At 67.9% G+C, this 19,490-nt stretch carries 21 protein-coding genes; 12 read left to right on the top strand and 9 right to left on the bottom strand.

The window, feature by feature from the left end; translation table 11 throughout:
* The first annotated feature begins 13 nt into the window (after positions 1 to 13).
* Genes ACSQ9E_RS21475 through ACSQ9E_RS21450 form a run of 6 tightly spaced genes read left to right on the top strand, consistent with a single transcriptional unit; the run spans position 14 to position 7,189 of the window.
* Positions 14 to 2,401, top strand: a complete 2,388-nt coding sequence (locus tag ACSQ9E_RS21475) for a xanthine dehydrogenase family protein molybdopterin-binding subunit (RefSeq protein WP_436219147.1) — start codon at positions 14 to 16, stop codon at positions 2,399 to 2,401.
* Between the two features lie 11 nt (positions 2,402 to 2,412).
* Positions 2,413 to 3,204 (top strand): FAD binding domain-containing protein, encoded by a 792-nt coding sequence (locus ACSQ9E_RS21470; protein ID WP_436219146.1) that lies wholly within the window; start codon positions 2,413 to 2,415, stop codon positions 3,202 to 3,204.
* Positions 3,205 to 3,208: 4 nt separating this feature from the next.
* Positions 3,209 to 4,117, top strand: a complete 909-nt coding sequence (locus tag ACSQ9E_RS21465) for an AAA family ATPase (protein ID WP_436219145.1) — start codon at positions 3,209 to 3,211, stop codon at positions 4,115 to 4,117.
* A 1-nt stretch (position 4,118) separates the two neighbouring features.
* Complete coding sequence (locus ACSQ9E_RS21460; protein ID WP_436219144.1) at positions 4,119 to 5,336, top strand: vWA domain-containing protein; 1,218 nt, start codon at positions 4,119 to 4,121, stop codon at positions 5,334 to 5,336.
* 37 nt (positions 5,337 to 5,373) lie between these two features.
* Positions 5,374 to 6,057 carry a CoxG family protein gene (locus ACSQ9E_RS21455; RefSeq protein ID WP_436219143.1) on the top strand — a complete coding sequence of 228 codons (684 nt, stop codon included), beginning with the start codon at positions 5,374 to 5,376 and terminating at the stop codon, positions 6,055 to 6,057.
* A gap of 58 nt (positions 6,058 to 6,115) precedes the next feature.
* Positions 6,116 to 7,189 carry an XdhC family protein gene (locus tag ACSQ9E_RS21450; protein ID WP_436220247.1) on the top strand — a complete coding sequence of 358 codons (1,074 nt, stop codon included), beginning with the start codon at positions 6,116 to 6,118 and terminating at the stop codon, positions 7,187 to 7,189.
* A gap of 23 nt (positions 7,190 to 7,212) precedes the next feature.
* Here ACSQ9E_RS21450 and ACSQ9E_RS21445 read toward each other — a convergent pair whose 3' ends face one another.
* The 6 genes from ACSQ9E_RS21445 to hppD all read right to left on the bottom strand — a co-directional run bounded on the left by ACSQ9E_RS21445 (position 7,213) and on the right by hppD (position 10,890).
* Positions 7,213 to 7,584: a helix-turn-helix domain-containing protein gene (locus ACSQ9E_RS21445; protein WP_436219142.1), complete on the bottom strand. Its 372-nt coding sequence runs from the start codon at positions 7,582 to 7,584 to the stop codon at positions 7,213 to 7,215.
* Positions 7,585 to 7,601: 17 nt separating this feature from the next.
* Positions 7,602 to 7,913 (bottom strand): type II toxin-antitoxin system HigB family toxin, encoded by a 312-nt coding sequence (locus ACSQ9E_RS21440; RefSeq protein WP_436219141.1) that lies wholly within the window; start codon positions 7,911 to 7,913, stop codon positions 7,602 to 7,604.
* A 74-nt stretch (positions 7,914 to 7,987) separates the two neighbouring features.
* Positions 7,988 to 8,509: a low molecular weight protein-tyrosine-phosphatase gene (locus ACSQ9E_RS21435; protein ID WP_436219140.1), complete on the bottom strand. Its 522-nt coding sequence runs from the start codon at positions 8,507 to 8,509 to the stop codon at positions 7,988 to 7,990.
* A 63-nt stretch (positions 8,510 to 8,572) separates the two neighbouring features.
* The gene (gene phhA, locus ACSQ9E_RS21430; RefSeq protein ID WP_436219139.1) at positions 8,573 to 9,475 is read right to left on the bottom strand and encodes a phenylalanine 4-monooxygenase; all 903 of its coding nucleotides are present in this window, start codon (positions 9,473 to 9,475) and stop codon (positions 8,573 to 8,575) included.
* A 9-nt stretch (positions 9,476 to 9,484) separates the two neighbouring features.
* Positions 9,485 to 9,787, bottom strand: a complete 303-nt coding sequence (locus tag ACSQ9E_RS21425; RefSeq protein ID WP_057201240.1) for a 4a-hydroxytetrahydrobiopterin dehydratase — start codon at positions 9,785 to 9,787, stop codon at positions 9,485 to 9,487.
* Positions 9,784 to 10,890: a 4-hydroxyphenylpyruvate dioxygenase gene (hppD, locus tag ACSQ9E_RS21420; RefSeq protein WP_436177067.1), complete on the bottom strand. Its 1,107-nt coding sequence runs from the start codon at positions 10,888 to 10,890 to the stop codon at positions 9,784 to 9,786. Before hppD ends, ACSQ9E_RS21425 begins: the two co-directional genes overlap by 4 nt.
* A 349-nt stretch (positions 10,891 to 11,239) precedes the next feature.
* Between hppD and ACSQ9E_RS21415 the strand changes: the two genes are divergently transcribed.
* From ACSQ9E_RS21415 to ACSQ9E_RS21390, 6 genes are all read left to right on the top strand, one after another.
* Positions 11,240 to 12,214 (top strand): Bug family tripartite tricarboxylate transporter substrate binding protein, encoded by a 975-nt coding sequence (locus ACSQ9E_RS21415; protein ID WP_436219138.1) that lies wholly within the window; start codon positions 11,240 to 11,242, stop codon positions 12,212 to 12,214.
* 22 nt (positions 12,215 to 12,236) lie between these two features.
* A complete protein-coding gene (locus tag ACSQ9E_RS21410; protein WP_428002141.1) occupies positions 12,237 to 13,700 on the top strand; it encodes a sulfatase-like hydrolase/transferase in 1,464 nt (487 codons plus the stop codon).
* Positions 13,697 to 14,056, top strand: coding sequence for a YidH family protein (locus tag ACSQ9E_RS21405; RefSeq protein ID WP_436219137.1), 360 nt, complete (start codon positions 13,697 to 13,699; stop codon positions 14,054 to 14,056). Before ACSQ9E_RS21410 ends, ACSQ9E_RS21405 begins: the two co-directional genes overlap by 4 nt.
* A complete protein-coding gene (locus ACSQ9E_RS21400; RefSeq protein WP_428002139.1) occupies positions 14,041 to 14,385 on the top strand; it encodes a DUF202 domain-containing protein in 345 nt (114 codons plus the stop codon). The genes ACSQ9E_RS21405 and ACSQ9E_RS21400 overlap by 16 nt, the downstream gene beginning before the upstream one ends.
* Positions 14,382 to 15,305 carry a LysR family transcriptional regulator gene (locus tag ACSQ9E_RS21395; protein WP_057201234.1) on the top strand — a complete coding sequence of 308 codons (924 nt, stop codon included), beginning with the start codon at positions 14,382 to 14,384 and terminating at the stop codon, positions 15,303 to 15,305. The genes ACSQ9E_RS21400 and ACSQ9E_RS21395 overlap by 4 nt, the downstream gene beginning before the upstream one ends.
* Before the next feature lie 90 nt (positions 15,306 to 15,395).
* The gene (locus tag ACSQ9E_RS21390) at positions 15,396 to 16,808 is read left to right on the top strand and encodes an FAD-binding oxidoreductase (RefSeq protein ID WP_436219136.1); all 1,413 of its coding nucleotides are present in this window, start codon (positions 15,396 to 15,398) and stop codon (positions 16,806 to 16,808) included.
* Between the two features lie 4 nt (positions 16,809 to 16,812).
* Here ACSQ9E_RS21390 and ACSQ9E_RS21385 read toward each other — a convergent pair whose 3' ends face one another.
* The 3 genes from ACSQ9E_RS21385 to ACSQ9E_RS21375 form a co-directional block, all read right to left on the bottom strand.
* Positions 16,813 to 17,499, bottom strand: a complete 687-nt coding sequence (locus ACSQ9E_RS21385) for a glutathione S-transferase family protein (protein ID WP_436219135.1) — start codon at positions 17,497 to 17,499, stop codon at positions 16,813 to 16,815.
* Positions 17,500 to 17,601: 102 nt separating this feature from the next.
* A complete protein-coding gene (locus ACSQ9E_RS21380; protein WP_428002137.1) occupies positions 17,602 to 18,480 on the bottom strand; it encodes an N-formylglutamate amidohydrolase in 879 nt (292 codons plus the stop codon).
* 5 nt (positions 18,481 to 18,485) lie between these two features.
* Positions 18,486 to 19,484 carry a tripartite tricarboxylate transporter substrate binding protein BugE gene (locus tag ACSQ9E_RS21375; protein WP_436219134.1) on the bottom strand — a complete coding sequence of 333 codons (999 nt, stop codon included), beginning with the start codon at positions 19,482 to 19,484 and terminating at the stop codon, positions 18,486 to 18,488.
* Positions 19,485 to 19,490: the final 6 nt, after the last annotated feature.

Here is a 19,490-nt window from a genome sequence, read left to right as displayed (position 1 = left end):
AGGAGACAAGACCATGGGTGCATCCGACTTTTCCAAGCTTCCCCACATCGGTGAATCGCTTCGCCGCAAGGAAGACTACCGTTTTCTGACCGGCGCCGGCCAGTACACCGACGACGTGGTGCTGGCCGCGCAGAGCCACGCGGTGTTCCTGCGCTCGCCGCACGCGCATGCGCGCATCGTCAGCATCCACATCGACGCCGCCAAGGCCGCGCCTGGCGTGCTGGGCGTGTTCGTGGGCACCGATGTGGCGGCCGACAACATCAACGGCCTGCCCTGCGGCTGGCTCATCACCAGCACCGATGGCCAGCCCATGAAGGAGCCGCCGCACCCCATCCTGGCGCAGGGCAAGGTGCGCTACGTGGGTGACCAGGTGGCCATGGTCGTGGCGCTCACGCAGCAGCAGGCACGCGATGCGGCCGAGCTGGTGGAGGTGGACTACGACGTGCTGCCCGCCGTGGTAAGCGTGGCCGATGCCTCAGCCGGCAAGGTGGCCGGTGCCGGCCTGCACGATGCCGCCGCCGACAACCACTGCTACAAGTGGGCGATTGGCGACAAGGGCGCGGTGGACTCGGTGTTCGCCAATGCTGCGCACGTGACCCAGCTTGATCTGGTGAACAACCGCCTGATCCCCAACGCCATGGAGCCGCGCACGGCCATCGGCTCGTACAGCCGCGCCAACGACGAGTACACGCTGTACGTCAGCAACCAGAACCCGCACGTCGAGCGCCTGCTCATGACGGCCTTCGTAATGGGCTTGCCCGAGCACAAGGTGCGCGTGATCGCGCCCGACGTGGGCGGGGGCTTCGGCTCCAAGATCTTCTTGTATGCCGAGGACGTGTGCCTGACCTGGGCCGCCAAGAAGCTCAACCGCAACATCAAGTGGGTGGCCGACCGCAGCGAGTCCTTCCTCACGGACGCGCATGGCCGCGACCATGTGAGCCATGCCGAGATGGCCATGGACAAGGACGGCAAGTTCCTGGCCATGCGCGTGCACACCGATGCGAACATGGGCGCCTACCTGTCGACCTTTGCCAGCGCCGTGCCCACCATCCTCTACGCCACGCTGCTGGCCGGGCAGTACACCACGCCGCAGGTCTACGTGGAGGTGGATGCCTGGTTCACCAACACCTCTCCGGTCGATGCCTACCGCGGCGCGGGCCGGCCCGAGGCCACCTACCTGCTCGAACGCCTGGTCACCCGCTGCGCCTGGGAGCTGGGCCTGTCGCAGGACGAGATCCGCAAGCGCAACTTCATCACTACCTTCCCCTACCAGACCCCGGTGGCTCTGCAGTACGACGTGGGCGACTACCACGCCTGCATGAACCAGGCGCAGGAGCTGGCCGACGTGGCCGGCTTCGAGGCGCGCAAGAGCGCCAGCGCCGCCAAGGGCCTGCTGCGCGGCATGGGCTACAGCAGCTACATCGAGGCCTGCGGCATCGCACCCTCGAACATCGCCGGGGCCCTGGGCGCGCGTGCCGGCCTGTTCGAATGCGGCGAGGTGCGTGTGCACCCCACGGGCAGCGTGACGGTGTTCACCGGCTCGCACAGCCATGGCCAGGGGCACGAGACCACCTTCGCGCAGGTGGTGGCCGCGCGCCTGGGCATCCCGGTGGAGAACGTAGACATCGTGCACGGCGACACGGGCCGCGTGCCCTTCGGCATGGGCACCTACGGCTCGCGCTCCATCAGCGTGGGCGGGGCGGCCATCATGAAGGCGCTGGACAAGATCGAGGCCAAGGCCAAGAAGATCGCCGCCCACCTGATGGAGGCCAGCGACGCCGACATCGACTTCAGCGGCGGCGAGTTCACCGTGCGCGGCACGGACAAGAAGATCCCCTTCGGCCAGGTGGCGCTCACGGCCTACGTGCCACACAACTACCCGCTCGACAAGCTCGAACCGGGGCTCAACGAGACCGCCTTCTACGACCCCACCAACTTCACCTTCCCGGCCGGCACCTACATCTGCGAGGTGGAGGTGGACCCCATGACCGGCTCCACCCGGGTGGACCGCTTCACTGCGGTGGATGACTTCGGCACCATCATCAACCCCATGATCGTCGAGGGCCAGGTGCATGGCGGGCTGGTGCAGGGCATCGGCCAGGCGCTGATGGAGAACTGCGTGTACGACCGCGAGACCGGCCAGTTGCTCACCGGCAGCTTCATGGACTACGCCATGCCGCGCGCCGATGACTTTCCCGAGTTCAAGCTCGGCCATGTCTGCACGCCCTGCACGCACAACCCGCTCGGTACCAAGGGCTGCGGCGAGGCCGGGGCCATCGGCTCGCCGCCGGCGGTGATCAACGCCTTGCTCGACGCCCTGCGCCCGCTGGGCGTGAAGGATTTCGACATGCCGGCCTCTCCTCACCGCGTGTGGGATGCCATTCAATCCGCCAAGGCCTGAGGAGAAGCACCATGTACGCATTCACCTACGAAACCCCGGCCAGCGTGGCCGATGCGGCGCGCCTGGCGGCTGCGGGCGGCAAGCCCATCGCGGGCGGCCAGAGCCTGCTGCCCTCCATGCGGCTGCGCCTGGCCAATCCGGGCCAGATCATCGATCTGAATGGCATTCCTGAACTGGCGGGCATCCGCCGCGAAGGCAATGCCCTGGTGATCGGCGCAATGGCGCGGCACATGGACGTGGCCGGCAGCGCCGAGGTCAAGGCGGCCATCCCCGCGCTGGCCGACCTGGCCGCACACATCGGCGACCGCCAGGTACGCGCCCGCGGCACGCTGGGCGGCTCGGTGGCCAACAACGACCCTGCGGCCTGCTACCCCAGCGCCGTGCTGGGCCTGGGCGCCACCGTCATCACCGACCAGCGCGAGATCGCGGCGGACGACTTCTTCGTGGGCATGTACACCACGGCGCTGCAGGAGGGCGAACTGATCACTGCGATCCGCTTCCCCGTCCCGAAGCGCGCGGGCTACCTCAAGTTCAAGCAGGCGGCTTCGCGCTTCTCGCTGGTAGGCGTGTTCGTCGCGCAGACCGATGCCGGCGTGCGCGTGGCCGTCACCGGTGCCGCGAGCAGCGTGTTCCGCCAGCAGGCACTGGAGGCCGCGCTGAACAAGGACTTCTCGGTAGCCTCGGCCGCCGGGGTGAAGGTGGACGCCAGCGACCTGAACACCGACATTCACGCCAGCGCCATCTACCGTGCCAACCTGATCAGCGTGCAGACGCAGCGGGCCGTGGCGCAGATGCTGGGCTGACGCCTTGCCACCAGAACTGGCCTCCATCGACGACCTGGTGCAGGCCCTGCAGCGCGTAGGCTATTTCGCCGACCGGCGCCTGGCGACCGCCGTGTTCCTGGCGCTCAAGCTGCAGCGCCCGCTGCTGCTCGAAGGCGAGCCCGGCGTGGGCAAGACGGCGCTGGCCAAGGCCCTGTCCGAGGTGCTGGCGCGCAGCCTGATCCGTTTGCAGTGCTACGACGGCCTGGAGCAGCGCGAGGCGCTGTACGAGTGGAACTACGCTGCCCAGTTGCTGCACATGCGTGCCGCCGAACTGGAGCCAGGGGGCGCCAGGGACATCGAAGCCGAGGTCTACCAGGAGCGCTACCTGATCCGCCGCCCGCTGCTGCAGGCGCTGCAGGCCCCCGCACCCGGCGCCGTGCTGCTGATCGACGAGGTGGACCGGGCTGACGAGCCCTTCGAGGCCTTTCTGCTCGAATACCTGGGTGAGTATCAGGTCAGCATTCCCGAGATCGGCACGGTGCGCGCCACGGCCACCCCGGTGACCCTGCTCACCAGCAACCGCACGCGCGACCTGCACGATGCCGTCAAGCGCCGCTGCCTGTACCACTGGCTCGACTATCCCGAGCGCGAGCGCGAGCTGGCCATCGTGCGCGCCCAGGTGCCCGGTGCCAGCGAAGCCCTGGCCGCGCAGGTGGCCGACTTCGTGCACCGGCTGCGCAGCCAGCCGTTTGCCAATGCCTTCCAGCGCGCGCCCGGCATCGCAGAGAGCGTGGAGTGGGCCAAGGCGCTGGTGGCGCTCGACACCCTGGTGGTGGACCCCGAGATCGTCTCCGACACCGCAGGCATCCTGTTCAAGCAGCGCGAGGATGTGGCGGCGCTGACGCGGGACATGGCGGCAGAACTCCTGAAGCCGGTGGAAGAAGCGGGCTGACATGAATGCCGCACCCTCTGCCGCCACAGCATCCCAGCTCGGCGATGCCCGCACCGGCAAGCTGGCCGACAACCTCACGGGCTTTGGCCGTACCCTGCGCCGTGCCGGCGTGCGCGTGGATGCTGCGCGCATGGCGCTGGCCCAGCAGGCGGTGATGCTGGTCGGCATGCCGCGCCAGGACTTCGCGGCCGCGCTGGAGACCGTGCTGGTCAGCCGCGAGCAGGACCGCCAGGTGTTCCGCGAGCTGTTCGACGCCTACTTCAAGAACCCCAACGTGGCGCAGAAGCTGCTGGCCCAGATGCTGCCCAGCGCCGAATCGAAAGCCGAGCCCGTGAAACGCCGCCCGCGCGTGAGCGAGGCGCTGGCGCCCGTGCGCGCCGCGCGCAACGCCCCGCCGCACGAGGAGGACAAGGTCGATTTCGACGCCGCGATGACCGCCAGCGACATGCAGCGCCTGCGCCAGGCCGATTTCAACCAGCTTTCGGCCAGCGAGTACCGGCTGGTGGCGCAACTCGCGCGCGAGATTCCGCTGCCGCTGCCCGATTTTGCCGCGCGCCGCACCCGGCCCGGCGCGCGCGGCAGCCGCCCGCACTGGCCCGGCGCCATGCACCAGGCGGCGCGCACGGGCGGTGAATTCCTGCGGGTGCCGCTGCTGCAGCGCCGTCGCCAGCCCCTGCCGCTGCTGGTGCTGGTGGACGTGTCTGGTTCCATGGAGCGCTATGCACGGCTGCTGCTGGCGTTTTTGCATGCCGCCACCGCGCCGCGCCGCGCGGGCGCGTTGCGGCGCGACGTGTTCGCCTTCGGCACCGGCCTCACGGACCTGACCCCGGCCTTTCGCCTCGCGGACACCGATGCCATGCTGGAAGCAGCCAGCCACGCCATCGACGATTTTGCCGGCGGCACCCGCATGGGCGAGAGCCTGCGCACCCTGCGGCTGCGCCATGCGCGCCGGCTGGTGGGTCGGCGCACGCTGGTGTTGCTGATCACCGACGGCCTGAACACGGGCGCCCCCGAGCTGCTGGGGCAGGAGCTCGCCTGGCTGCGCCGCCACTGCGCGCGCCTGCTGTGGCTCAACCCGCTGCTGCGTTTTGGCGGCTATGCGCCCACGGCGCGCGGCGCATCGGTGCTGCACCGAGAGGCGCACGGCATGCTGGCCGTGCACAACCTGAGCCGCCTGCAGGACCTGGCCGGCAGCCTGGCGGCCGTACTGCGGCAATGACGGCCCCGACCTGACCGAATCACCGAGGAAGATCACCATGGAAATGCAAGCCAGCCGCCCCCTTGCCGCCAGCCAGAGCCAGGCCTGGGAGGCGCTCAACGACCCCGAGGTGCTCAAGCTGTGCATTCCCGGCTGCGAAAAGATCGAGCCCACGGGCGAGAACCAGTACAGCGTGGCCATGGCCCTCAAGATCGGGCCGGTGTCCGCCAAGTTCGCGGGCAAGATCACGCTGTCCGACATCGTGCCGCCGGAGAGCTACACCATCGCCTTCGATGGGTCGGGCGGCGTGGCTGGCTTTGGCAAGGGCAATGCCCAGGTGCGGCTGGAGGCGCTGCCGCCCGAAGGCGGCGAGGAGCGCTGCACGCTGCACTACACCGTGCATGCCACCGTGGGCGGCAAGATCGCCCAACTGGGCCAGCGCCTGATCGACGGCGCCGCCAAGGGCATGGCCGAGGACTTCTTCAAGCGCTTCGACAACGAGATGCAGCGCCGCCATCCACCGGCCGCGGGGGAGAGCGATGCCGACCCCCCCGACACCGTGCCGGCCGAGATCCCCACCCAGCCGGGCGAGGACGCCGGGCCGCCGAGCGGCTTTGTGCCGAGCCAGCGGGCAGGCCTGCAGCCTGCTGGCGGCCCCGAGTCCCAGGGCGGCGGCATCCCTGTCTGGGTGTGGGTCGCCGGCGCCGTCGCCTTGGTCGCGTTGGCATGGTGGCTGAACTAGCGGTATCCCTCGGCGCACGGAACCGCCGGGCCTTGGGCACAATCTACGCACGATGACGATGGAAAACCTCGATGTGATGGTGTTGCGCTCCCTGTACGGCTGGCGTGCCGCCGGCCGGCGTGCGCTGCTGGCCACGGTGGTGCGCACCTGGGGGTCATCCCCCCGGCCCGTGGGCTCGATCATGGCGCTGTGCGACGACGGTGCGGTGGTGGGCTCGGTCTCGGGCGGCTGCATCGAGGACGACCTGATCGACCGCCACACCCGCGCCTATGCGCAGGAGCGCGCCGGGGCCACGGGGCATGAGCACCGCATTCCCCAGGGCCCGCCATCCTTCGTCAAGTACGGCATCACGGCCGACGAGGCACACCGCTTCGGCCTGCCCTGCGGCGGCACACTGGAACTGCTGCTCGAATACGACCCCGATCCCGCCGGCCTGGCCGAGCTGATCGCCGCGCTGGAGGCCGGCCGCCTGGTGCAGCGCACCGTGCGCCTGGCCGATGGCGCAGCCACCCTGGCCATGGCCACCGAGCCCGCCGAACTGGCCGTGGATGCACAGCAGTTGACCAACACCTTCGGCCCCGAATACCGCATGCTGATCATCGGCGCCGGGCAGATGGCCGAGTACCTGGCCACCATGGCCCTGTTCAACGGTTTCGCCGTGACCGTGTGCGACCCGCGCGAGGAATACCGCCATGGCTGGAAGGTGCCCGGCGCCACCCTGGTGAGCGATATGCCCGACGACGTGGTGGTGCAATTCAAGCCCGACCGGCGCAGCTGCGTGGTGGCGCTCACGCACGACCCCAAGCTCGACGACCTGGCCCTGCTCGAAGCCCTGTCGTCCGAGGCCTTCTATGTGGGCGGCATCGGCTCGCGGCGCAACAACGATGCGCGCCGCGCGCGCATGATCGAGCACTTCGAGCAAACCGAACAGGGCCTGGCGCGCCTGCGCGGGCCCATCGGCATCTACATCGGCAGCAAGACCCCGCCCGAGATCGCCGTGAGCGTGATGGCCGAGATCCTGGCCGTGAAGAACGGCGTGGCCCTGCCGCGCGTGATGGAGGTCGGCCAGGCGAAGAACGACCGCGACGTGGCGCACAACGATCCCGGGCCGCTGGTCTGTGCGGTGCGCTGAGCGGTCTCGCGCATCGGGCGTGGCTATGCGAGGGTGTAGTCGGAAATAAGCACCGACGCTGGAATTCCGAGCCGTGTGTTGAGCCGACGGATCATGGCGAGGGTGAGGGGGCGTTTGCGGGCGAGCACTTCGTACACGCGATTGCTCTTGCCGATGATCGGCTCCAGATCCTTGACGGTGATGCCGCTCTGTTCCATCCTGAATCGGATGGCTTCGATGGGATCGGGGGAGCCGATGGGGTAGTGCCTGCTCTCATACGCTTCGACCAGCGTTCCCAGAACTTCCAGTTCTTCACCTTCCGGGGAGTCCGGTGCCGGGTCCAGATCGACGAGTGCAGAAACGCGCGCCAGGGTGGTGCGGTAGGTCAGTTCATCTCGGATGGCTTTGACTTCCATGCTGGTGCTCCTCGGAGTTATTTCGACTGGTCGACTGTTGTGGCATCCACCTTGTCGTACTGGGTGTGGGTCCCGACAAACTTGATGTACACCCACTGCATGCGGTAGGCGATGGCGACGATGAGGCGGTAGTCGTTGCCCTTGATGTTGAACACCACGCGGTTGTTGCCCACGATGCTGGCGTTGCCGAACTGGGCCTTGACATCGGCCGGGGTGGTCCACGCGGCTGTTTTAACCTCTTCGTGCCAGGCCTCCAGTGCGCCACGTGCATCCTGATACTGGGGCTGGCTGTAGAAGCCGATCAGTGTGGAATGGGCGACGATGTGCATGGATGGATTTTAGTCCCATTTTGGGATCAATGCTTTTGGCGCTCTGGATCTGCCGGGACAGACATGATCTCAGGTCAGCGATCCTGGGCTTGGCTGCGGTCCTGCAGCTCCCGCTGTACATGCTGCAGCAGCCCCTCGCAGGCATCCTCCACCAGGTCCAGTACATCGTCGAAGCCCGTGGCGCCGCCGTAGTAGGGGTCGGGCACCACCGGGCTTTGCATGTGCAGGCAGAACTCCGTGAGGCGCCTGAGCTTGTGGGCGTGCGCGGGCGGGCACAGCTCCTGCGCCATGGCCAGGTTGTCCCAGTCCATGGCGAGGACCAGGTCGTGCGCGGCAAAGTCGGCCAGCAGCATCTGCCGCGCGCGCAAATCCGACAGGTTGTAGCCGCGCCGTGAGGCATGGCGCTGCGAGCGGTGGTCCGGCGGCTCCCCCGGGTGGTAGTTGTGCGTGCCGGCCGAGTCCACGCGCACCCGGTCGGCCAAGCCTGCGGCCTGCACGCGGTGGCGGAACACGCCGTGCGCCGTGGGGCTGCGGCAGATGTTCCCCATGCAGAGAAAAAGGACGCAGTAGCCTGCTGCGGTTGGTTGCTGTGCCATGTGTGTGCCCCTCATGCAAAACGGCCCGCGTGGGGCCGTTCTGGAGTGTCGCATGGCAGGCGATCAGGCGTGCGCCACCTGGCGCTTGGCGTCGTGGTAGGCCAGCGTCCCTCGGGTCACCACGCTGTCGCCGGGCAGCACCGCGCCCGCATCGTGCTCGGGGGCCCCCTTCAGCCGGTCGTAGATCGGCGCGAAGTCGATCTTGGCCAGCTCCAGCAGCTCGTCCAGGTGGCCCAGCACAAAGTAGGATTCCTGGAAGTCGTCGATGCGGTAGTTGGTCTGCATCACCCGCTCCAGCTCAAAGCGCACGCGGTTGGGCGAATCGCTTTCGACCGAAAAGCGCGTCTCGCTGGCCGAGGAGGCAATGCCCGCACCGTAGATGCGCAGGCCGTCGCTCTGCTGCACCAGGCCGAACTCCACGGTGTACCAGTAGACCCGGGCCAGCTTTTCCAGCACGCCCAGGCGGTAGGCCCTGAGGCCGCCTTCGCCATAGGCCTGGATGTAGTCCGCGATCACCGGGTTCATCAGCATCGGCACATGGCCGAACACGTCGTGGAAGACATCGGGTTCTTCCAGGTAGTCGAGCTCATGCGGCTTGCGGATGAACTGGCCCGCCGGAAAGCGCCGGTTCGCCAGGTGCTCGAAGAACACCTCGTCGGGCACCAGTCCGGGCACGGCCACCACTTCCCAGCCGGTGCGCTTCTTGAGTACCTTGGACATCTGCTCGAAGTCGGGAATCTGCTCCGGGCCAATGGGCAGGTCCTGCATGCCGCGGATGAACTCGTCGCAGGCGCGCCCGGGCAGCAGTTTCGATTGCCGCTCGAACAGGGTGCGCCACACGCCGTGCTCTTCCTGGGTGTAGCGGGCCCAGCCCTGGTCGATGGTCCAGTCGGGGCGCTCCGGGGCTTGTGCCTCTCCGGCCGCCAGCCCGTGCTTGGCGGTTTCCTTGAGTTGCTGCTGCAGCATGCCTGTCTCCTAAGCGGCGGCCTGGGCTGCCGCGATGCGGTTCATCAGCCGGGCCATCTCGATGTCCTTGCCAGAGATGCCGTCCACGTCGTGCGTGGTCAGCGTGACCGACACGCGGTGGTAGACGTTGGACCACTCGGGGTGGTGGTTCATGCGTTCCGCATGCAGGGCGACCTGGGCCATGAAGCCGAAGGCCTGCACGAAGTCGGCGAACTGGAACTCCTTGGTGATCAGGCCGCCGCGCGCCTCGGCATGCGTCCAGCCGGCCAGGGAGGGCAGTTGCGCTGCCAGCTCCTCGGGCGTGAGCTTCATGCCGCTTCCTTGGCGGGGGCCTTGTCGGTGGCGGTGAGCACACCGCGGTTGATCTGGTCGCGCTCCAGCGATTCGAACAGCGCCTTGAAGTTGCCTTCTCCAAAGCCTTCGCGGTAGTTGCCCTTGCGCTCGATGAACTCGAAGAACACGGGGCCCAGCATGGGCTGCGAGAAGATCTGCAGCAGCAGGCGCGGCTGGCCGCCTTCGGTGGTGCCGTCGAGCAGAATGCCGCGGGCCTGCAGCTCGCCCACCTGCTGGCCGTGGCCGGGCAGGCGCTTTTCCAGGTTCTCGTAATAGACCTCGTTGGGCGCGGTCAGCAAGGGGATGCCGGCCATCTGCAACTGGTCGATGGATTCGAGCAGGTTGTCGGTCAGCAGCGCGATGTGCTGGATGCCTTCGCCGTTGAACTGCATCAGAAACTCTTCGATCTGGCCGCCGCCCTGGCGCGATTCCTCGTTCAACGGGATGCGGATCAGGCCGTCCGGTGCCGTCATGGCCTTGGAGGTCAGGCCCGTGTACTCGCCCGAGATGTCGAAGTAGCGGATTTCGCGGAAGTTGAACAGCTTGGTGTAGAAGTCGGCCCAGTAGGACATGCGGCCGCGGTACACGTTGTGCGTGAGGTGGTCCACCACCTGGAAGCCATGGCCCTTGGGGTGCAGGTCCACACCGGGCAAAAATTCGAAGTCGATGTCGTAGATCGACTTGCCGTCTTCGAAGCGGTCGATCAGGTACAGCGGCGCACCACCGATGCCCTTGATCGCGGGCAGGCGCAGCTCCATGGGGCCGGTGGGGATCTCGACGGGCTGGGCACCCAGCTCCAGGGCGCGGTTGTAGGCCTTGTGCGCATCGCGCACGCGAAAGGCCAGGCCGCAGGCCGCGGCGCCATGCTCGCCGGCGAAGTAGGCGGCGTTGCCAGGTTCGTTGTTGACGATGAAGTTGATGCCGCCCTGGCGGTACAGCAGCACGTTCTTGGAGCGGTGCTTGGCCACCAGCGAAAAGCCCATCTTCTCGAACATCGGCTCCAGCAAGCCGGGCTTGGGCGAGGAGAATTCCACGAACTCGAAGCCGCACAGGCCCATGGGGTTGTCAAACAGATCGGTCATACATCGTCTCCAGAAGTGGGCAGCACTAAGGCCGGGGGATAGGGAGACTGTAGGGATTTCAAGGCGCAGTTATCTTGCAATTTCGGCATGCCAAGCACCGTTGTGCGCTGGATTCATGCGGGAAACCAAATGCAGTGCATTTGAAGAGCGCAAAGCACTGAACTTGTGCAGGCTTGCTGCTCATTGGGGCGTGGTTGAGCCAATGCACAAGGCCATCCTGGCAGTGCAGGCATGCGGGCCCCTGAGGAGGTGAAAGGCATCAAGTTTCTGCATGCCTTGGGCGCTGAAACGGTATTTCTCACGCCGGCATCCCTTGACCATACTCAAGCCCCGTAACAGGAGACAAGCGATGAACACCACCCGCCGCCAGTTCGTGGGCCTGCTGGGCGCCTCGGCCCTGGCCGCCCACAGCCCCTTTGCCTTCGCGCAGGACAGAACCATTCGCGTGCTCGTGGGCTACGCCGCGGGCGGCGCTGCCGACACCGTGGCCCGTGCCGTGGCCGAAGGCGTGCGCGGCCATGGCTTCAACATGCTGGTGGACAACAAGGGCGGTGCCGGCGGCCGGCTGGCCACCGAGGCCCTGATCGCGGCGCCAGCAGACGGCGCCACCCTGCTCATGACGCCCATGGGCAACCTGACCCTGTACCCCCACGTCTTCAAGTCCCTGTCGTACGACCCGCTCAAGCAGTTCGTCGGCGTGGGCAAGGCCTGCAGCATGAGCTTTGCCCTGGCCGTGAGCGCCAACAGCCCGGCAAAGACGCTCAAGGAGTTCCTGGACCTGGCGCGCAAGGACAACGCCCTGGCCGCCTACGGCACGCCCGGTGCGGGCACGGCCATGCACTTCATCGGCCAGCTGCTGGGCAAGGCCGCCAAGGTGCCGCTGGCGCACGTGGCCTACCGCGGCGGCTCGGCCGCGGTGACCGATGCCATCGGCGGCGTGCTGCCCTGCGTGATCACCACCCTGCCCAACCTGCTGCCCATGCACAAGTCGGGCAAGCTGCGCATCCTGGCGATCTCCGATGAGGCGCCGCTGGCCGCGCTGCCCGGCGTGCCCACCTTCAAGTCGTTGGGCTACGGCGACCTGGCGATCACCGAGACCTTTGCCCTGTTCGCTCGGGCCGGAACGCCCGCGCCCCTGGTCGCGCAGCTCAACAAAAGCGCCACGGAGGCCGTGCAGTCCGAAAAGATCGCCTCGCTGCTGCACAAGCTCGAATACCAGCCCCAGACCGCCACCACCGAAGCCCTGGACAGGCAACTGCGCGAGGACCATGCGCGCTGGGGCCAGATCGTGAAGGCATCCGGCTACACACCTGAAGACTCGTGACTTGATGAGGGATACCCGACCCATGCCACGCCGCAACGTCATCGTGATCATGTCCGACGAGCATGATCCCCGCATCATGGGCTGTGCCGGCCATGCCTTCGTGAAGACGCCGCACCTGGACGCACTCGCCGCGCGCGGCGTGCGCTTCACCGATGCCTACACCCCCAGCCCCATCTGCGTGCCTGCGCGCGCCGCTTTCGCCACCGGCCTGCGCGTGCACCAGACGCGCCACTGGGACAACGCCATGCCCTATGTGGGCGACCCTCGCGGCTGGGGCCATGTGCTGCAGCGCCAGGGGGTGCGCGTGGAGAGCATCGGCAAGCTGCACTACCGCGCCGAGGAAGACCCCGCCGGCTTCGACAAGGAGCACATCCCCATGCATGTGGTGGGCGGCCATGGCATGGTGTGGGCGTCCATCCGCGACCCCTACATTTCCAGCCCCAGCGGCAAGCGCATGCTGGGCGAGCACATCGGCGCTGGCGAATCGCACTACACCGCCTACGACCGCGAGGTCACTGGCCGTGCGGTCGAGTGGATCCGCGATGCGGGAACCCGCCCCGACGAGCCCTTCGTGCTTTATGTGGGCCTGGTGGCGCCGCACTTTCCGCTGGTTGCTCCTGAGGAGTTCTTCGCGCTGTATTCCGATGAAGTGATGCCGGAGCCCAAGCTGCAGCCTGCAAGCGGCTACCAGCGCCACCCCTGGGTGCAGGCCTACGCGGACTTCATGGACAACGAAGGCGAGTTCAAGAGCCCCGAGGAGCGGCGGCAGGCCTTCGTGGCCTACTACGCGCTGTGCAGCTTCCTGGACCACAACGTGGGCCGCATCACCCAGGCCCTGCGCGATGCAGGGCTGGAGGGCGACACCACCCTGGTCTACACCTCGGACCATGGCGACAACCTGGGCACGCGCGGGCTGTGGGGCAAGTCCACGCTGTACCAGGAAAGCGTGCGCGTGCCCATGCTCGTGGCGGGCCAGGGCGTGCAACCCGGGGTCTGCGAGACGCCGGTGGACTTGCTCGATCTGTTCCCCACCATCCTGCAGGGCGTGGGCATCGACCCGGCGCCCGAGATGCAGGACCGGCCCGGCCGCTCGCTGCTGGACCTGGCGCAAGGCCCGGCCGAGCCCGAGCGCGTGGTCTTCAGCGAATACCACGCGGCCGGCAGCAACACGGCCGGCTTCATGGTGCGCAAGGGGCGCTACAAGTATCACTACTACGTGCGCCACCGGCCCGAACTGTTCGACCTGGTGGCGGACCCTGAGGAACTCGCCGACCTGGCGGGCGATCCCGCCTTTGCCGACGTGCTTTGCGCCATGGAGGCCGAGCTGCGCGCTATCTGCGACCCTGAGGCCGTGGACGCTCTGGCCAAGGCCGACCAGCAGCGCATGATCGAGCGCCTGGGCGGCGTGCAGGTGGCCTCGCGCATGGGCGCCGGGGGCGCCACGCCCGTACCGCAGGAGGCGCTGGCCACTGCCGAGGCCCGATGAAGGGGCCTGCCTGGCGGCATGAGGGCGAGGAGCCCGACTACCGCTTCACCCTGGCCAATGAGCGCACCTTCCTGGCCTGGATCCGCACCGCCCTGGCCGTGCTGGCGGGCGGCGTGCTGCTCGATCAGTTCGCCACCCGGCTGCAGCCGCGCCTGCTGGTCTCGGCCATTGCGCTGCTGATGTGCGCGCTGGCCGCCGCCTTGTGCGTGCTGGCCTACCGGCGCTGGCGCGCCAACGAGATCGCCATGCGCCGCAAGGGCGCGCTGCCCGCTACGGCGGCGCTGGCCGTGCTGGCGGCCGGCTTGTTCCTGGTGGCGGTGCTGCTGCTGGGCCTGGTGCTGTGGCTTTCGCTCTAGGGACCGCGCGCGATCCGGGCCTGCAGCCCGAGCGCACCAGCCTGGCCTGGACGCGCACGGCCCTGGCCGTGCTGCTGAACGCCCTGGTGGCGCTGCGCGGCGCCTGGATCGATGGCTCGGCCATGCTGCTGGCCACTGGCGCCATGCTGGCGCTGGCGGCCTGTGCGCTGTACGGCTATGGCGTGCACCGCGGCCGTGTGCTGCTGGCCTGCGAAGGCCAGGTACCCCCCCGGCCGGCCTGGCCCGGGTGGCGGCATTGGTTCTGCTGGCCTGCGCTACGGGCGTGGCGGGCGTCGCCTGGCACCTGCTGCATTAGAGTCTGGGCATGACCCCCCGCCAGCTCAAGTACTTCGTCGAGATCGCGCGGTCCGGCAGCATCACGACGGCCGCTTCCACCCTGCACATCGCCCAGCCGGCGCTGAGCCACCACATCGCGGCGATGGAGGAAGAACTGGGCGTGGTGCTGCTGCAGCGCCATGCGCGCGGCGTGCGCCTCACCATGGAGGGGCAACGCCTGTTTGACCGGGCGGCCTCCATCCTGCGGCAGATGGAACGCCTGCGCGAGGACGTGCGCGACGCGGCCTCGCAGTTCCGCGGCGTGGTGCGCGCCTGCATCGTCGGCTCGGTCGCGCCCGTGCTGGTGGTGCCCCTGTACCGGCTGATAGAGGAGCGCGCGCCCGAGGTGCAGCTGCACCTGAGCACCGCCATGTCGCGCGAGGCCCAGACCCTGGTGGAGGCGCGGCGCGTCGACCTGGCGCTGCTGCCCACGGCGTCCGAGATGGCCAAGCTCGAATCCCGGCCCGCTTACGAGGAGGATTTCTGCCTGTTCGGCACCCGGGAGCAGATGGGCGATGCCACGGGCGATATCGCCTTCCGCGCAATCGGCGACCGCCCGCTGGTGGAGCCCGACCGCGAGCACGACCTGCGCAAGCTCATCGAGCGCACGGCCGTCGCGCTCGATTGCCCGCTCAACGTGCGCTATGAGGTGAACAGCTCCGATCTGCTGCGCAGCATGGTCTGCGGCGGGCTGGCCTTCGCGGTCATGCCGCGCAATTCCTTCCCGGCGTTCGAGGCGCGCGGCATCGTGGCCCGGCGTATCGTGGAGCCGGTCCTGAGCCGTACCCAGTCGGTGGTCTGGTCGATGGAGCAGCCGCTGACGCCGGCTGGCCAACTGGTGCGCGACCTGCTGCTGGAGCTCATTGCCCAATTGCTGGCAGACGGGCAACTGGTGGGGCGCACGCTGCCATGAGGTTTATCTGATGGCGCATGGGTGCAAGGCGTATTTCTCCGCGTGCTTGTCTTTCCGTACAGTGCAATGACTTCAACGGAGACAAATGCAATGCAGACGATATCGCGGCAGGACATGCCGGTGCAAGACCTGGTGGATGCCCTGGCTGGCGTCCTTTCGCCCGCCCAGATCGTGCAGGACCCCGGCGTGACCGCCAGCCATGCGGGCGACTGGAGCGAGGCACCGCGCCATGCGCCCGCCCTGGTGGTGTTCCCTCGAACGCCGCAGGAGGTGGCTGGCGTGCTCGCGGTGTGCAGCCGCCTGGGCCAGCCCGTGGCCATTCAGGGTGGGCTGACGGGGCTGGCCGGTGGGGCCACGCCCTCGGGTGTGGAAGTGGCCCTGTCGCTGGCCAAACTCAACACCATCGAAGACATCGACACCGTGGGCGGGACGGCCGTGGTGCAGGCCGGCGTGGTGCTGGAGCAGCTGCAGCAGCGGGTGGAAGCAGAGGGTTGGTCCTTCCCGCTCGACCTGGGGGCGCGCGGCTCTTGCCAGGTGGGCGGCAATGCGGCCACCAATGCCGGCGGCAACCGGGTGATCCGCTTCGGCACCATGCGCGACCTGGTGCTGGGGCTGGAGGTGGCGCTGCCCGACGGCCGGCTCATGACCATGCTCAACCGCGTGACCAAGAACACCACGGGCGTGGACCTCAAGCACCTGTTCATCGGCGCGGAGGGCACGCTGGGCGTGATCACGCGCCTGGTGCTCAAGCTCTCGCCTCGGGCCACGGCGGCGAACACGGCGCTGTGCGCGCTGCCCTCGTTCGATGCGGCCACGCACCTGGTGCGCGACCTGCGCCGCGCACTGCCTGCGCTGTCGGCCTTCGAGGTGATGTGGGACGACTACCTGGAGGCGGCCATGGAGGTGACGCGGCTGCGCCAGCCCTTCGATGCGCCCCACCCGGTCTATGTGCTGGTCGAGACACTGGGGGCCAACGACGAGCGCGACCGCGAAGCGCTGGAGCGCGAGCTGGGCGAGGCCCTGGAGCAGGGCCTGATTTCCGACGTGGTGGTGGCCCAGTCGGTGGAAGACGGCAAGAAGCTCTGGGCCTACCGCGAATCCATTGGCGAGCTGCTGGGCCAACTCAAGCCGTTTGCGGCCTTCGACGTCGGCATCCCCATGGCGGCCATGGACGCCTTTGTGGAATCGGTGGGGTCCGAGCTGGAGCGCCGCTTCCCGGCGCAGCGCCACCTGTTCTTCGGGCACATCGGCGATGGCAACCTGCACGTGCTCTCCGGTCCTCATGCGTCACCGGACAGCCTGCACCAGGTGGAAGAGGTGGTCTATGCCGCCACCGGCCGTGTGGGCGGCTCCATCTCGGCTGAGCATGGCATCGGCGTGGTGAAGAAGGAATTCCTCGCGCACAGCCGCTCGCCGGTGGAGATCGAACTCATGCACAGTCTCAAGGCACTGCTCGATCCCGCGGGCATTCTGAACCCAGGCCGTATTCTGGATACGGCCTGAGCTGTCAGCCCATCACCACCGGGCCGCCCTTCTGGATGCCGCGCTGGTAGGCCGGGCGGGCCTCCATGCGCTTTTTGTAGGCCTGGATGTTGGGGCAGGTGCTGGCCTTGCTGGAGCGTGACAGGGCAGCCTCCACCGCAAAGCTCATCTGAAAGTCGGCCATGGTAAGGTGCTCGCCCGCGAACCAGGTGTGCTGGCCCAGGTGGTTTTCCATGAAGTCCATGGCGGTGTTCACGTTCGGGTCCACCATCTTGTCGAGCACCTTGCCGCACAGCGCCTTGGCAATGGGCTTGACGAAGAAGGGCATGGGCTGGCGCGGGATGGTCATGAACACCAGTTTCATCACCAGCCAGTTCATGAGCGAGCCTTCGGCGTAGTGCATCCAGAAGCGGCACTGGCGGTACTCGGGCGTGCCGCGCGCGGGCTGCAGATGGGCGAGGTCGCCCGTGGCCTGCGCGCCATAGGTCTCCACCAGGTACTCGACGATGGCGCCGGACTCGGCGATCACTTCGTCGCCATCGGTGATCACGGGCGACTTGCCCAGCGGGTGGATCTTCTTGAGTTCAGGCGGGGCCAGCTTGGTGGCCTTGTCGCGCTGGTAGATCTTGAGCTCGTAGGGCACGCCCAGTTCTTCGAGTAGCCAGAGGACGCGCTGCGAGCGCGAGGTTTCAAGGTGGTGGACGGTGATCATGCGCGCATCTTAGGCGCTGTTGCCGATGCTTTGTGTGCCCTTTGTGCGCCCTTTGTGTCGCCTGTGCGATGCTGGCGCCATTCTGGCCCTGTGCCGGGCGGTTCATCCCCGTGTGTGCAGGGAGGGGTGCTCGCGCAGGTAGCGCGCAATCGCCTGCAGCACGCCGGTGAGGTCGCGCTGCACCGTGTCGAAGTGCGCGCCACGCTCGCGGCTGGCCTCGTTCATGTAGACCGGCCGGCGTATCTCCACCTGCATGCTGTGCCGCTGGTGCGCGGGCTGGCCGATGCGGGCGATGAGCTGCACGCCCTTGTAGGGGTCGTTGCGTGCCACGGTGTAGCCCCGGGACTTCAGTTCCTTTTCCACCAGGTCCACGAACACCGGCTCGCAGGTGGTGCCATCGCGGTCGCCCAGCACGAAGTCGGCCAGCGGGTGTGGGCTGTGTATCTGCAGCCGCTCGTAGGCGTTGTTGGGCATGGAGTGCAGGTTCAGGTGCCAGACGGCGCCGAATTGCGCATGTGCCTGCCCGATGGCAGCCGCCAGGGCTGCATGGTAGGGCTGGTAGCAGCGCGCTATGCGTGCCTGCACCTCGGCCACGGTGAGCTTGCGGTCGTAGATGGGCGTGGTGGCGTTCACGTTGCGCCAGATGAGGCCATAGCCCAGGCGCGTCTTCTCGCCCGGGGCCAGCGGCGTGGGCCAGGGCGCGTCGAGCAGGGCCGGGTCCAGGTCGTCGAGCGTGCGGTTGGCATCGACGTAGCTGCGCGGGAAATGCGCCTCCAGCAAGCTGGCGCCCACCTCGGGTGCGGCCTGCCACAGCGCCTCCACGTGCGTGTCCTCGGCCGCGCGCAGCAGGGCGCGGGGTACGGCATGGCCAAAATCCGCAGGGTAGGCGGTGCCGCTGTGCGGCGAGTCGCAGACCAGGGGGATGGCCGGCGCCACCGGCACATGCAGGGTGAAGGCGGGGGCGTCGCGGTGCAGGTCCATGCGCATCATTCCGCAGTCAGCTTGGCGACCTTGGCCACGCGCGCATAGCGGTCCAGCGCCTGGCGGATCTGCACGCCGAACTGCGCGGGCGTACCGGGGATCAGCGTTGCACCGGCCTCGTCCATCTTCTTGATGAAGTCGGGGTGTTTCATGGCCGCATGGATCGCCTGGTTGAGCCGGTTGACCACGGGCGCGGGCGTGCCGGCCGGTGCCACCACGCCGAACCAGCCGCCGGCACCCATTTCCTTGAAGCCCAGGTCGCCATAGGTCGGCACATCGGGCAGCAGGTGCGAGCGGGTCTCGGAGAGCACTGCCAGCGCCCGCAAGCGGCCCGCCTTGATGTGCGGCAGCGCCGAGGGCAGGTTGTCGGTGATGCCATCGACCTGGCCTGCCACGGCGTCGTTGAGCGCCATGCCCGCGCCCTTGTAGGGAATGTGCAGCAGCTGGATCTTGGCCAGGCTGGAGAAATGCTCCACGTTGGCATGCCCGAGCGAGCCCGTGCCCGGGGATGCGAAGTTGTACTTGCCCGGGTTGGCCTTTGCCAGCGCGATAAACTCCTGCATCGTCCTGGCGGGGAAATTGGCGTTCACCGCGAACACGCTGGGGACGGTGGCCACGTTGGAGACCGGGGCGAAATCCTTCACCGGGTCGTACTTCATGCGGCTGCCATAGGCGGCCGCGTTGGAGCCGTGCGTGCTCATCGTGGCCATGCCCAATGTGTAGCCGTCGGCGCGCGCCTTGGCCACCTGCTCCATGCCCAGCGAGCCCCCGGCGCCAGCCTTGTTCTCCACCACGATGGGCTGGCCGAGCTCGCGCCCCGCGAATTCGGCAATCAGCCGCGCGGCCAGGTCGGTGGAGCCGCTGGGCGCGAAGGGCACGATCAGCTTGATCGGCCGGTCCGGGAAAGCGGCTTGCGCATGGACCGCACCAGCCAGCGGTGCCAGGGCCAGGGCCAGCAGGGTGGCCCGGCGGCTGAGGGAGGAAGTGAGGCGGATGCTTGCCATGGTGGG

The sequence above is a fragment of the Acidovorax sp. LjRoot118 genome (assembly GCF_964253575.1).
GTDB lineage: Bacteria > Pseudomonadota > Gammaproteobacteria > Burkholderiales > Burkholderiaceae_C > Acidovorax.
Note: the sequence above shows the minus strand (reverse complement) of the source record. Positions and strands in the feature narration are given on the sequence as shown.

Coding starts and splice junctions, on each gene's coding strand:
- ACSQ9E_RS21475 (WP_436219147.1), top strand. CDS start 14: ATGGGTGCATCCGACTTTTCCAAGCTTCCCCACATCGGTGAATCGCTT.
- ACSQ9E_RS21470 (WP_436219146.1), top strand. CDS start 2,413: ATGTACGCATTCACCTACGAAACCCCGGCCAGCGTGGCCGATGCGGCG.
- ACSQ9E_RS21460 (WP_436219144.1), top strand. CDS start 4,119: ATGAATGCCGCACCCTCTGCCGCCACAGCATCCCAGCTCGGCGATGCC.
- ACSQ9E_RS21455 (WP_436219143.1), top strand. CDS start 5,374: ATGGAAATGCAAGCCAGCCGCCCCCTTGCCGCCAGCCAGAGCCAGGCC.
- ACSQ9E_RS21450 (WP_436220247.1), top strand. CDS start 6,116: ATGGAAAACCTCGATGTGATGGTGTTGCGCTCCCTGTACGGCTGGCGT.
- ACSQ9E_RS21445 (WP_436219142.1), bottom strand. CDS start 7,584: ATGGAAGTCAAAGCCATCCGAGATGAACTGACCTACCGCACCACCCTG.
- ACSQ9E_RS21440 (WP_436219141.1), bottom strand. CDS start 7,913: ATGCACATCGTCGCCCATTCCACACTGATCGGCTTCTACAGCCAGCCC.
- ACSQ9E_RS21435 (WP_436219140.1), bottom strand. CDS start 8,509: ATGGCACAGCAACCAACCGCAGCAGGCTACTGCGTCCTTTTTCTCTGC.
- phhA (WP_436219139.1), bottom strand. CDS start 9,475: ATGCTGCAGCAGCAACTCAAGGAAACCGCCAAGCACGGGCTGGCGGCC.
- ACSQ9E_RS21425 (WP_057201240.1), bottom strand. CDS start 9,787: ATGAAGCTCACGCCCGAGGAGCTGGCAGCGCAACTGCCCTCCCTGGCC.
- hppD (WP_436177067.1), bottom strand. CDS start 10,890: ATGACCGATCTGTTTGACAACCCCATGGGCCTGTGCGGCTTCGAGTTC.
- ACSQ9E_RS21415 (WP_436219138.1), top strand. CDS start 11,240: ATGAACACCACCCGCCGCCAGTTCGTGGGCCTGCTGGGCGCCTCGGCC.
- ACSQ9E_RS21410 (WP_428002141.1), top strand. CDS start 12,237: ATGCCACGCCGCAACGTCATCGTGATCATGTCCGACGAGCATGATCCC.
- ACSQ9E_RS21405 (WP_436219137.1), top strand. CDS start 13,697: ATGAAGGGGCCTGCCTGGCGGCATGAGGGCGAGGAGCCCGACTACCGC.
- ACSQ9E_RS21395 (WP_057201234.1), top strand. CDS start 14,382: ATGACCCCCCGCCAGCTCAAGTACTTCGTCGAGATCGCGCGGTCCGGC.
- ACSQ9E_RS21390 (WP_436219136.1), top strand. CDS start 15,396: ATGCAGACGATATCGCGGCAGGACATGCCGGTGCAAGACCTGGTGGAT.
- ACSQ9E_RS21385 (WP_436219135.1), bottom strand. CDS start 17,499: ATGATCACCGTCCACCACCTTGAAACCTCGCGCTCGCAGCGCGTCCTC.
- ACSQ9E_RS21380 (WP_428002137.1), bottom strand. CDS start 18,480: ATGGACCTGCACCGCGACGCCCCCGCCTTCACCCTGCATGTGCCGGTG.
- ACSQ9E_RS21375 (WP_436219134.1), bottom strand. CDS start 19,484: ATGGCAAGCATCCGCCTCACTTCCTCCCTCAGCCGCCGGGCCACCCTG.